8 protein-coding genes are annotated in these 12,928 nt (G+C 60.0%); 4 read left to right on the forward strand and 4 right to left on the reverse strand.

Annotation, left to right across the window (positions count from 1 at the left end):
- Positions 1-286 precede the first annotated feature (286 nt).
- The 3 genes from ACYQ6J_RS01235 (at position 287) to ACYQ6J_RS01245 (ending at position 5,291) form a co-directional block, all read left to right on the forward strand.
- Positions 287-670, forward strand: a complete 384-nt coding sequence (locus ACYQ6J_RS01235; RefSeq protein WP_460182371.1) for a hypothetical protein — start codon at positions 287-289, stop codon at positions 668-670.
- A 171-nt stretch (positions 671-841) separates the two neighbouring features.
- Positions 842-1,699 carry a purine-nucleoside phosphorylase gene (locus ACYQ6J_RS01240; RefSeq protein WP_460182372.1) on the forward strand — a complete coding sequence of 286 codons (858 nt, stop codon included), beginning with the start codon at positions 842-844 and terminating at the stop codon, positions 1,697-1,699.
- Between the two features lie 184 nt (positions 1,700-1,883).
- Entirely contained in the window at positions 1,884-5,291 is a 3,408-nt protein-coding gene (locus ACYQ6J_RS01245; RefSeq protein ID WP_460183296.1) for an isoleucine--tRNA ligase, read from the forward strand.
- A gap of 176 nt (positions 5,292-5,467) precedes the next feature.
- Here ACYQ6J_RS01245 and ACYQ6J_RS01250 read toward each other — a convergent pair whose 3' ends face one another.
- From ACYQ6J_RS01250 to ACYQ6J_RS01260, 3 genes are all read right to left on the reverse strand, one after another.
- Positions 5,468-7,174 carry a sulfatase family protein gene (locus ACYQ6J_RS01250; RefSeq protein ID WP_460182373.1) on the reverse strand — a complete coding sequence of 569 codons (1,707 nt, stop codon included), beginning with the start codon at positions 7,172-7,174 and terminating at the stop codon, positions 5,468-5,470.
- Positions 7,175-7,264: 90 nt separating this feature from the next.
- Positions 7,265-8,452: an iron-containing alcohol dehydrogenase family protein gene (locus ACYQ6J_RS01255; protein ID WP_460182374.1), complete on the reverse strand. Its 1,188-nt coding sequence runs from the start codon at positions 8,450-8,452 to the stop codon at positions 7,265-7,267.
- 164 nt (positions 8,453-8,616) lie between these two features.
- On the reverse strand, positions 8,617-9,648 hold the full coding sequence (locus ACYQ6J_RS01260) for a uroporphyrinogen decarboxylase family protein (protein WP_460182375.1): 1,032 nt from the start codon (positions 9,646-9,648) through the stop codon (positions 8,617-8,619).
- Positions 9,649-10,516: 868 nt separating this feature from the next.
- On the opposite strand from ACYQ6J_RS01260, the gene ACYQ6J_RS01265 reads away from it, so the two are divergent.
- Positions 10,517-12,028, forward strand: a complete 1,512-nt coding sequence (locus ACYQ6J_RS01265; protein ID WP_460182376.1) for an aldehyde dehydrogenase family protein — start codon at positions 10,517-10,519, stop codon at positions 12,026-12,028.
- Positions 12,029-12,065: 37 nt separating this feature from the next.
- Here the strand turns inward: ACYQ6J_RS01265 and ACYQ6J_RS01270 are convergent, their stop codons facing one another.
- A complete protein-coding gene (locus ACYQ6J_RS01270; RefSeq protein ID WP_460182377.1) occupies positions 12,066-12,890 on the reverse strand; it encodes a CPBP family intramembrane glutamic endopeptidase in 825 nt (274 codons plus the stop codon).
- Positions 12,891-12,928 lie beyond the last annotated feature (38 nt).

The raw sequence follows: 12,928 nt of genomic DNA on the forward strand, positions 1-12,928 counted from the left end.
GAATCGGATCGAGCGAACCGGATGCCGTTGGGAAACGTTGCGGCGAGAACTTAGCAACGTGCCCACGCAGTCGCCCCCTTGTCCAGCAAGGGGGCTTTTCTTTATGCGGCACCATTTGTCACCGATTTTCCGCTCGTAAGCGCGAGGTCCGTCGTGCGTCGGGACTACCAATCGGTCGCGGAATGCGGTACATTCGGCAATTTGGGTGAAACTGCTTTCGGGGGAAGTCGCGCTCCGGTTTCCCGGTCCCTTTTCCCATAATAGAGATCACAAAAGAGGATCGGCCATGACCTTCGAGGAAAAGCCCGTCCGTTGGAACGCCCCCGTCGATGGACCGCCGACGGAGGGGGATTCGCCCGAGGAAGAGGGCGATGATGAATTTCCATTCGAACTGCCGACGGCCTTTCCCACGCCGCCCGAAAGCGAGGATGGCGAAGGATTCGACGAATTCGATGACGACGACTTCGACGACGACTTCGATGACGATTTCGAATTCGAACCGGAATACGAACAGGAAATCGAGCGGGAATTCGGCGAAGGAGATGCCGTTTCCGACGACGAGCCTGCGGAGATGCCGTTGCCCCTGCCCGAGGAAGAACCGGAACTGCCTGATGATGAGGAGATCGAGGGCGGTGACGGCGATGAAGAGGAATTCGATGACGACTTCTAAGTCGCGGTCGTAGCGGAGGCGATTCGATTCGGGCGTGATCACGAAGGCCCCTGCCTGCCGATGAGTCGGTTGCCGGGGCCAATGGTTTGGTTCGAGGAAATCCCGGGCGGGAGCGGATCGGTTCGCGAGCGAAAAATCAAGGACGTCGGAGTCATGCATGGGGGAACGGAAATGAGTCGGATTGTTCAGGAGATTCAAGCCGCGGTCGAGGTCATTCGAACGCATTGGAAGGAAACGGCGCACGCAGGCATTATCCTGGGAACCGGCTTGGGAAGCGTGGCGAGCGAAATCGAATCGACCGTAGCGATTCCCTACGAATCCATTCCGCATTTTCCCCGTTCTACGACGGTCAGCCATGCCGGACAGTTGGTGTGCGGTACCTTGGCTGGCGTGCCGGTGGTAGCCATGGAGGGGCGTTTTCACGCCTACGAGGGCTACGGATATCAGCAGATCACCTTTCCCGTGCGTGTCATGCGGGCGTTGGGAGCGAGGTTGCTGATCGTCTCCAACGCATGCGGGGGAATGAATCCCCATTATCAGCGCGGCGACATCGTGGTCATCGACGATCACATCAATCTGATGAACGGCAACCCCTTGATCGGCCCCAACGACGACACTCTGGGACCTCGCTTCCCGGATATGTCGCGGCCCTACGATCCGGATCTCATCGGATGTGCCCTGGCCATCGCCCGGCGAGAGGATTTTACCGCTCATCGCGGCGTGTATGTGGCGGTCACCGGGCCGAATTTGGAGACCCGGGCAGAGTACCGATTTCTCCGCGGCATCGGAGCGGACGTGGTCGGCATGTCCACGGTGCCGGAGGTCATCGTCGCCGTGCATTCGGGAATGAGGGTGTTGGGGCTATCCGTTGTGACGGATATGTGCCTGCCGGATGCATTGGAGCCCGCCGTCGTCGAAGAAATCATCGCCGTGGCCGCTTCGGCGGAGCCGAAACTGCGTAAGATCGTCTTGGGTGTGTTGAGCCAAGAGGCGAATCTCCTCCGCGAGTTGAGCGAAGCCGATCGCTAACCGGGGAGGGCTTCGGTGAGAGTTGCTTCCGGTCGCGATCGGCGTCTCGAAAGCACTCTGCGGAATTCAGGACGGGGGCGTCTGCCGCGGCTTGCGAGCGGCGGATTCGTCTCGGTGAACGAGGTGAAGAGGTATCATCAGCGTCAGGTAGATTCCTCCTTTCTGGGCGAAAATGGCAAGATCTATGTTCAATCCGGTGGATCGGAACTTGACGTTTCCAAAACTCGAAGAACGGATCTGCGCGTTTTGGAAGGCGGAGGACATCTATCGGCGTTGCCTCGATCTGCGACGAGACGGCCCCCGCTTCGTCTTTTACGAAGGGCCGCCCACCGCCAACGGCCTGCCGCACCCGGGGCATTGTTTGACCCGTGCCATCAAGGATTTGTTTCCCCGGTATAAGACCATGCGGGGATACTTCTGTGAGCGGCGCGCGGGCTGGGACACGCACGGCCTTCCGGTCGAGGTGGAGGTGTGCAAGGAACTGGGCATCCACTCCAAGCAGGAAATCGAGCAGTTCGGCGTGGAGCCTTTCATCCGCCGCTGCCTGGAAAGCGTCTTCCGCTATACGAAGGAATGGGAGCAACTTACGGAGCGAATCGGTTTTTGGATTCGACTCGACGACGCCTACGTCACGTATCATCAAAGCTATGTCGAGAGCGTATGGTGGGCGCTAAAGGAGTTGTTCCAACGCGGTCTGTTGTACCAAGGCTACAAGATCGTCTGGTGGTGGGCCCAAGGGGGTACTGCGCTCTCTTCGGGTGAGGTGGGCCAAGGATATCGAGAGGTTGCGGACCCCAGCGTCTACGTGCGCTTCCCCCTGCTGGATGAACCGGGCGTTGATCTGGTCGTGTGGACCACGACGCCCTGGACGCTGCCCAGCAACCAATTCGCCGCAGTGCGTCCCGATTTGACGTATCGCCGCGTCCGTTTCGAGGGCGACAAACGAGATTGCATTGCGGCGGCCGCGCTCATTGACGTCCTCGCGCAGAAGTTGGGCAAATCGTACCAAGTGGTGGGCGAATTCGCGGGCGAAGCCTTGGTCGGAAAGCGCTACCGCCCTCCCTTCGACTACTACTGGAAAGAGCAGGGGGAAAAGCAAGGGCGACTGAAGGACGGCGGTCGAGAGTACCTGGCGTGGCGCGTGGTTGCAGCCGACTTCGTCACCATCGACACGGGGACCGGCATCGTTCACCAGGCGCCGGCCTTCGGTGAAGTGGACTACGAAGTGCTCCTGCGCGAGCAAGCGAGGTTTTTGCCGGGCGAGGGGCCGGAATTGATTTGTGCCGTGGCGCCCGACGGAACGTTCACCGCCGATGCCCCGGATTACGAGGGCCGCTGGGTCAAGGATTGCGATCGCGACATTATCCGCCGCATGCGAGGCAACGGAGTCTTGCTGCATTTCGAACAATACGTACACGACTATCCGTTTTGCTGGCGTGCGGAAGAGGACCCCCTCATCCAGTATCCGCGGAAGAGTTGGTTCATTCGCACGACGGCATTTCGTGATGCAATGCTGGCCAATAATCGCCGCATCGGCTGGTTGCCCGAGAATATCCGCGACGGAAGATTCGGCAACTTTTTGGAAAGCAACGTGGATTGGGCCCTTTCGCGAGAGAGGTTTTGGGGCACGCCGCTGCCGATTTGGGTGTGCGAACGGACCGGCAAGATGGAGGCCGTTGGCTCGTACGCGGAACTGCTGGCCAAGCCCGGCGTTCAAGGCACGGAAGTCTGGGAGCAAGCCAAGCAGGCCGCCCCGGACTTGTCGGAGCACCTGAAAGTGCACAAACCGTACATCGACGCCGTGACGTATGCATCGCCGTTTGCTCCCGGTGCGAGGATGCGGCGCGTGCCGGAGGTCATCGACTGTTGGTTCGACTCCGGCGCCATGCCTTTTGCCCAATGGGGCTTTCCGCATCGCCGAGATTCCGCGGCGCGTCTGGCCGAGAACTTTCCCGCCGATTTCATCAGCGAGGCCATCGATCAGACGCGAGGCTGGTTCTACAGTTTGCTCGCCATCAGCACGTTGCTGTTCGGACCTCGTGAAGGGGAGCAGGCGGGCGGCGCGGACGGGTTCGCGGCAGAGGTCACCCCGAAGATCGAGTATCCTCACCCGTTTCGTAACTGCGTGGTCTTGGGACTGATGCTCGGTGAAGACGGGCAGAAAATGTCCAAGAGCAAGCGGAATTATAGGGAGCCGCAAGAGATATTCGATCGTTACGGGGCGGACGCCTTGCGATGGTACTTCTTCGCCAATCAAGCCCCTTGGACGTCGATTCGCTACAACGAGCAGGCGATTCGAGAAAGCGTTCCCGAATTCCTGTTGAGATTGTGGAATGTGTACAGCTTCTTCGTGATCTACGCGAATATCGACGGTTGGGACCCGACCAAGGGCTTGGACGGTGCGGTGGGCGATTTGAAGCCGAACGTCTTGGGCCGGGGCGAAGGGTACCGCCCGCCGCGCGAACGCGGCGAGTTGGATCGCTGGATTCTCAGCGAACTGCATCACACGGCGGCGCACGTGCAGCGGGCGATGGACGCCTATGACAACCTTTCGGCCGCTCAGGCCATCCAATCCTTCGTCGATGCCTTGGCCAATTGGTACGTGCGTCGCAGTCGCGCCCGGTTCTGGTCGGGTACCTGGGACGTCGCGAAGACGGACGCGTATTGGACGCTCTACGAATGTTTGGTCACCACGGTCAAGTTAACCGCTCCCTTCGTGCCGTTCATTTCGGAAGAAATCTGGCGCAATCTGGTTGTGACGCCGTTCGGCGAGCGTGCGAAGATGAGCGTTCACTTGTGCGACTATCCGGAACCCGAACCGGACTACTTGGACCCCGTTCTTTGCGAACGGATGAGCGCCGTGCGCGAATTCGTGTCGCTCGGTCGCTCGGCACGGGCGGCGGCCAAACTGAAGGTCCGCCAACCGCTGTCGCGAGTGGAGATCATTCCGGTCAATCGTGCTCACGAGGCATGGCTCAAGGAACACGCGGACTTGATTTGCGAAGAGTTGAACGTGAAGTCGGTGGACTGGCCCGCCAAGGCCGACGAATATGTCGTTTTTACGGTGCTTCCGGATTTCAAACGGCTTGGACCTCGTTTGGGGCGACGGTTGCCGGCCTTGAAGGCTTGGCTGGCCGCGGCGGACGGCGCGGCCGTGCAACGAGCCTTGGAGGAAACCGGCCGATTAACGGTGGATCTTCCCGATGGAAGCGTGGTGTTGACACCGGAGGATGTGCAAGTCCGCTTGGCAGCCCGACCGGGTTGGACTGCCGCTCATGGGCCGAGAGGCGTCGTGGTCCTGGCGACGGAGTTGACGCCCGATTTGATCGCGGAAGGCTTGATTCGGGATCTGGTGCACGTCATTCAGAATCGGCGAAAAGAATTAGATTTGGATTTCACCGATCGAATCCGGATCGGCATTCAAACCGATTCCGAAGAGTTGTCAACCGCGGTGCGCAATTTTGAAGACTACATCAAGGGAGAAACCCTCGCCGTGCAAGTCGCGGCGGGACCGATTCCGGACGCGGAGGGCGTGCCGCTGAAACTCGGCGATGCCGAAGTCGAGCTTTTCGTGCTGCGGGCGGATGACTGAACGAGTCGGCGGCGACCGAGAGGGTTCACAATCTCGCCGTAGATCTTTCGCAAATCGGGATTGGAAGGGATCGCCTGGAAGTCTCTTCTCTCCCGCCATGTCGGCCATACCGCGCAACAACGATGGAGCAAGCGAGACGCGTGCGGCGGTCGTGGATTCGCATTTTCGGCGGGATGTCACGGTTGCGGCGGAGTCACCGAAGGCGGTTCGAAATCGTCCGGATCGACCCAGCCTGCCTGTAATGCCTCGCCCTTCATGAATCGCTCGTAGAAACCGCGATGGGCTTCGTTCGCGTAGGGATACCGGTCGAAGATGTCGCCCTGACCGCTGATCCGCGGATCGCCTTGCGCCTGAAGTTCCTCCGTCATTCTTGCGGCTAATCGACGTTTGATTTCCCGGTGCTCCGGAGAGTCCGCGAGGTTGTGGATGCAGTCACGATCCGACCGCAAATCGTAAAGCTCTTCCTCGGGTCGTAGTCCGAAGCAGAGTTGCCAGAAATGCGAATCCTCTCCGCTCCGCCGCAAGTGGAGAATCTCCGTTTTCGTCGCGCCACCGTCGCAATTGAGATACCCGGTTTCGGGATTTCCCGCCGGCCAGCGACTCGGCTCGAAGTTCCGCAGGTACAGCCAACCGTCGGCGATGATGCCGCGAATGGGATATCCCCAGTCGTGCGGGCGACCGACGTCGTGTCTTTCCTTGCCCAGCAGGATGTGATCTCGCGTGCGATCCACCATTCCTCCCTGAGGCGATTGAAAAATCGGCACGAGGCTTTTTCCTGCGGCGGGGTGCATGCCGGACTCGTCCCAGGGTATTCCGGCCAGTTCTAGAAACGTCGGTGCGAAATCGGCGAAGCTGACGTAATCTTCGATGGTTCGACCGGGCGCCACGATTCCCCGCTTCCACATGACGGCCAATGGGAGGTGGGCCGACGCCTCGTAGCATTGCCCCTTTTCACGGGGAAACGGCGCCCCGTTGTCCGCCGTTACGATCACGAGGGTGTTTTCCAGAAGTCCCTTCTCCTCGAGCAAGGTCAACATCCTCACAACATGCCGGTCGAAATACTCGATTTCGAACGCATAGTCCAACACATCGGTCCGAACCGTCTCATTGTCCGGCCAGTAGGCGGGAACTTGCGCGACTTGATCGATGGATTTACCCCCTTTGGCAATTCCGGAGCCGAATTCGTATCCGCGATGCGGTTCTACCGATCCGTACCAAAAACACCAAGGCTGCCCTTCCGGCACGTTTGCCAGAAAGTCTGCGAAGTTGGCGGCGTAATCGTTGTTGGAAATCCCGGATGTAGGCGGCGTCGTTTTGCGAGCGTCGAATCCCCTGCCCGCCAAGGGGCGGGGTGCCCCGGCTTCATCCAGCGCGACACCCGGCGCCCAGCCCTTTCCCGTCTTGCCGACGAAATACCCATGCTCGGCGAGAACTTCGGTGTATACCTTGAATTTGGTGGGGAAATAAGGGGCGTGGTTACAGGCCTCTTCGAGTTGCCACGAGTTGCGTCCCGTCAGGATCGTGGCGCGACTAGGGGCGCATTTGGGATTGGGCGTGTAAGCGTTCACAAAGAGCAGACCGTCCCGGGCGACGCGGTCAAAGCCCGGCGTTCGAACCCAGGGACATCCGTAGGCCCCCATGTCCGGAAAAGAAGCATCATCCGCGAGGCAGAGGAGGATGTTTGGGCGGTTTGGTTTCGGATTTTCTTGCGCAAGTAACGCAGGCGTCGAGGGGGCTGGGCAGAAGTACCATGCGAGGCACGCGATACAGGCGAATCGAAGCCCGGAGTACCACTGTCTTAACGCACGGTTCCACGTGTGGGCGAAGCTGGGGTATTCGCCGCCGTTTCCGGTGCGATGTGCGGAACGCATTGTGCGCGGCATCCTAGGCTCTCCCTGATTCGAACGGATTAGGTGAAAGGTTCTTTTAATTGTCTGTCATGAGCCGTTCGGAAATTCCGCTTACGACCGCGTTTACGCAAGGATTTGCATAAAGAGATTGCGGAGGACTTCCTCATCGACGGGTACGGGGGTAAGTTTGCACGCTTCGGGCGTGGCTCGCAGCGCGTGCTGCACCAAACGGTCAAGATAATCGGGCGGAGATTCGGCGGGCGGACTGAATTTTTCCGGCAGGTCTGCCTCACGGAACACCGCGGAAAGGCGGTCCAACAGTTTCTGGATGGCGCCGTCGTCGATGGGTTGACCGCCGCGGCAAAAGTATGCCAATTCTCGCAGAGAATCTGCGGCGGCGCCGGCCATGAAACGAACGGCGACCGGACCCGCGATCGCGACCGCCCGCCCGTGCGGAATATCGAAGATGGCCCCGAGGGCATGGGCCAAGGCATGACCGACGGTCAACCCGGTGACGTCATAGGCGGCGCCGGACATGGTTGCCGCCAAAGCCAGCGACGATTTGGCCTCCATATCGGCGGCATCCGCCATCGCTCTCGGCAAATGGTCGAGAATCAGCCTCGTCGCGTGTCCTCCCAAGACGGCGGAGATGGGGTTGCACATGCGGCTGAGACATGCCTCGATGGCCTGAATCAGGGCGTCGGCGGCGCAGGCTGCCAGAATTTCAGGCGGACTATCGGCGAGCAGATCGGGATCGATGACGGCCACCTTGGGGTGCAATCCTTCGCCCACCATAGCGGCCTTGGCGGGAAAATCCCAACCGGTGACCTCCGGCGCATAATGAAAGACCGCGATGGACGTCACCTCACTGCCCGTTCCCGCCGTCGTGGGCACCGCGATGACCGGGGCCGACTCGGTTATCCTCCGATGAGACTCGTTGGCGTTGGTAAAATCCCAGGGATCGCCGGACAGTTTGACCAGAGCTCCGATGCCTTTGGCAACGTCGATTACGCTGCCTCCTCCTACGGCCACAATCAATTCGGAGCGTGATTTCTTGTAGGCTTCAGCCCCTTCGGTCACCAAAGATTGATCGGGTTCCGGGCCGACTTCCAGAAACGTGTCGGCGTGGACCCGGGCCGATCTCAGAGCCTGCTGCACCTTTCGGTAGACGGTTTCCATTCCCGATGCGTCTTTGTAACCTACCAGCAGGGCCTTCCAGCCGAAGTCTTGGGCCAATTCGCCCAGCTTTCTCACGCTGCCTCGACCGAAGCGTACAACGGTGGGAAGTCGAAAAGTCCAGTTACGCAACATGGGCATTGAATCTCCAGCAAAGCCGGGGTCTCTTCGGCTCCGTCAATCCTTGATCCGCGAAACCGGCGGACGAACTCCCGCTCAGTCGCAAAGATGCTTAGCCGCGGCGATCTTCCCGCAAGGCTATTATGAATCGGTATCGATTACGTTTCGGAGGCTTCCACTCACACCGCCGCGTTGGGATCAGGCTGGTGCGAACGCGCATAATCGGCGAGTGCCGTGACGTTGGCGTGCGGCGTGCCGCGCGGTATTTCACAACCCGCTCCCACAATGTATCGATTGCCGGCCTCCCCGTGACAGCGTCGGATCGCCTCCGTCACATCGGCGGGACTGCCGTTGCGAAGACACTTGACGGGATCGATGTTTCCCAGCAAAACTTGCGTGGGACCCATTTTTTCTCGGCCCGCCGCGAGAGGAACCATGAAATCGAGGTCCACGATTTCGCACCCCAGGCTTCCCATACCCGACAAAATGCGGTTGGTATTGCCGCAGATGTGCAAGCGCACCCTCCCGCCCATCTCGTGAATAGCATCCACCATGCGTTTTTCGTACGGTAGAACGAACTCTTCGTAGATTCGAGGACCGACGAGCGAGGCTGCTGCATCACCGATGCCCAGAATGTCCACGCCCGCCTCGATCTGGGCTTTGGCGAACGACAGTTCCATCTCCAGCACGAACTCGAACAGATCGCGGACGAATTGGGGGTCGTCGTAGAAATCCGTCATGAGGGAATTGATGCCCCGCAGATCGGCCGCCTCTGCGCACGGTCCTTCGATCCAGCCTTCGATGAGCAACTCTCCCCCGACGCGTTTGCGGAAGAGTTCGGCGGCCTTCACGCGGTCCTCCATTCGGCCTCCGCCGAAGGGGTCGGGGATCCGCAGTCGGCTTAGAGTCGTTTTGTCTGAGAGAAGGGCTTTATCTTCGACGATCGCGGGCGGTTGGTCTTCGAAATATTGGATAATGGCACCGCAGTCGGCGGCTTCACGCGCGGGATCGGAGATGCAAGAGACGTAGTCGAAACCGAAGGTCTCGGCCGTCTTGAGTTGGGCATCGACCAATACCCGATAATCCGTAGCGTAGTCGCCGTACGGGACGCCGAGGATGTCCGCGGCGAACATCATGGTGATGGGCATGAGCGGGAGGCGATCGCTTTCGCCCGTCGCAATCATCGCCAGCACTCGCTCGCAACCGTTCATCGTTTCTTCCCCGATTTCAGGCCTGAGTCGTTTCGACGAGGATGGAAGACCGTCGAAAAGAGGGATGGCTGCGCCCGCGGTCCCTCATCCGGGCCATTATCACGCACGTCATCATAGCGTTTCGCGACGAGCGGGATCAAGCAGGCGTTCGTTGCTGTGGTGCAAAGCGTCAACAGATATGCCCCTTTGCGTGCTGAATAGAAATGTCCCTATGAGTCCTCCGAAAGGAGGGCCGTATGGAGACATTACGGATGAGTGCGAAAGAGCGAGCGCGGCTAGAGGTCTCCGGCCGAGTCAAGGCGAGAGATATCACGCTGATGCAGTAAGCGAGATTCTAGGGATGAGCTGTCGCCGAACCAAGCGTTCACGGCAGCGTTATCTCGAGTCGAGGGCAGCGGAGCATCCGTGGCGGGTGTCTCGACTTTGGGAGGCCCAGCGGCCAAGTCCCCGGATTCCGCGGTCAACGGGATGGTTCAATCGGGAGGATTAAGCCCGCCCCGGCAGGGGGAATTCCTTCTATTCGTGAGATTTGGGGGCGTTTCGATTCATGGCTAACAGCACACCCCACATCAGACCAACGCCGCACGCGGAATAGAACTAGCGATTCTCCATTGGAAATAGGCGATGGTTGCAGCCCCACGTAATGCTCGGCCCGATTTCTCGCGAACCGGTTTTCACGATCGCCGGGCCGTTTTCGGTTCAGTCGATTCCGAGATCGGACGGCGTCCGTTTTGATGCTGCGCAAAGGGAAAACGACCGCCTTGCCGTGGCGGCATTCCAATTGTTCCGTATAATTCACTTCCAAGCTGTCGCGTCCCCCAAAACGGTTCTCGCATTACAAAAAATATCGAAGGGTAAATCGCTCCGCATGAACTCCATCAATTCCGCTTACGAGACCTTCTCGCCAAGCGATTCGCTTCAAATGGAACCGGACGAAAGCGGCGCGATCACCGAGGCTCTGCGACGAGCGAGGTCGGCTCAACGCGCCTGGCATGCACTCACGGTCCGCGAGCGTCTCGCTGTCTTGCGGCGATTCCGGGGAATGCTGGCCGTTCAGGCCGATTCTCTGTGCCGATGCATGAACCTGCCCAATCGTTCGCCAAAAGATACCATCGTAGCCGAAATCCTTCCGCTCGCCGACGCGTGTCGTTTTCTGGAAAGCAATGCTGCCCGCATTCTCCGCCCGCGCCGCGAAAAAGATCACGACCGCCCGTGGTGGCTGGGGGCCGTCCGCGTCGAGATACGCCGGGAACCTCGCGGAGTCGTCCTCATCATCGCTCCAAGGAACTACCCCTTGTTCCTGCCGGGGGTGCAGACGCTTCAAGCGTTGACGGCGGGCAATGCCGTGCTTTGGAAACCGGCGCCCGGCGGGTCGCAAGTCGCTATCCGCTACGCCGAATTGCTTGCAGAGGCAGGCTTGCCTTCCGATCTGTTGCATATCCTGCCGGAGGCACCCGAGGCCGCCCGTGCCGCGATGCGGTCCGACGTGGACCTGGTCGTGTTGACGGGTTCGGCGGAAACCGGTCGTCTCGTCTTGTATCAGGCCGCCGACACTCTGACGCCCGCGGTCATGGAACTATCCGGATGCGACGCCGTCTTCGTTCGGGAGGACGCCGATATCGACCTGGTAGTTCAGTCTTTAGTTTTCGGCTTGCGATTCAACGGGAGCGCCACATGCATAGCCCCGCGCCGGGTTTTTGCAGCCCGAAGTTGTTATTCCGCTCTGTGCCGGGGACTGACCGAGGCGGCTTCTCAATTGCCTCCCATCGTGGTGGATTCGCGGATTCGATCGAGAGTCGTCGGTCTGGCTCGCGCCGCGTTGGCAGGCGGTGCGCGGTTGCTGCACGGAGATTTGGACGCCCAGAGCGGCCCGGGTATGACGCCCCTGGTGTTGGCGGACGCGCGGCCGGAGATGGAGATTCTGAATTCCGACATCTTCGCGCCAGTCCTTTGCCTGGTTCCCGTCGATAGCGACGATCAAGCGATTGCGGCGGCGGACGTGTGCCCCTATGCGTTGGGCGCCGCCGTCTTTGGGAAGCGGGAGGGAGCGGAGAGCTTGGCCCGGCGTCTCAATGTCGGCTGTGTCGTCGTCAATGATTTGATCGTTCCGACGGCCGATCCCCGGGTCCCCTTCGCCCCGCGGCGCCAGAGCGGATTCGGCGTAACGCGTGGAGCGGAAGGTCTTCTGGAAATGACCGTGGTCAAAGCCGTCTCTACACGGACAAGAGGGCCGAGACGGCACCTGGAACCGGCCGGCCCGCAAGACTTGCGGATTATCCGCTCGCTTTTGGAGATTTCGCACGGCCCGACGTTGGGCCGCCGCATTCGCGCGGGATTTCTGTTCGCTGCGAGCATCCTGCGGAGGGTGTGGCGAGAATAAGGAGTGGTTGCTCCCTAATCCGACAGCCGAGGCACGATCACAGCAACCCCACCAAAAGGTCGTAAACGGCGTGACTCCCGGCGGCGATACCGAATCCGCGATACAGGAATAGCATTCCGAAGAAGACACCGGCCATCAGCCGGAATATCATGCTGAATACGGCGAAGGGCTCTCCCATCGGCCCGACGTAGTGGGCCGCCGCGAAAACCAGACTGCTCAAACAGACTCCCAGCACGTTCGCCGACCGCGACGGAACCGTCAGCGATTTGAAAACCAGAGCAATCGTCGTAAGAAGAATCAAGCGAAAGACCAATTCTTCGTAGACGCCCGCTCCCACGTAAGCGACGGCCTTCGCAGCAAACTCGGTTGCAGGGGAGGGCCCCGTCGATTGTGCCCAGACGAAACTCATGGGCGCCGTCAGGCCGGCCGGTCCCGTTAGGTGGGAGAAAACCGCCGCTTGAAGTCCCAGCAGCAACCGCAGCACGACGGCCAGCAACACGGATTCCACGGCCATACCCCAAAGCGTCGCGGAACGGACGCACCACGGCCCGCGACTGAAGTGATGCGCCGCCAACAAGATCACTGCGGTAAGAAACGGCAAGACGAAGTATTGCCCAATGCCGAGTGCCAGAAGCAACTGGCGCATCCAGACTTCGGCGCCGTTTCGAATGGCTTCCGGCCCAAGGATCAGAACGCCAAGCTCATAAAAGAGCAACAGCGGCGAGATGAACATCAAGCCGGCGAGAGGAAGCTGAGACTCTCTCCAATACTGCTCCGAGAGAGAGCCTGCCGGACTCGAGATGACCGGTGACTCCTTGACGGAGTTCTTGCGCCTCCGAATTGGACGGTCGGCTTCAGACATGCAATCGGGAACAGAGTCTTCGCTACCGAGAACTGACG

The organism is Thermopirellula anaerolimosa, from assembly GCF_054657335.1.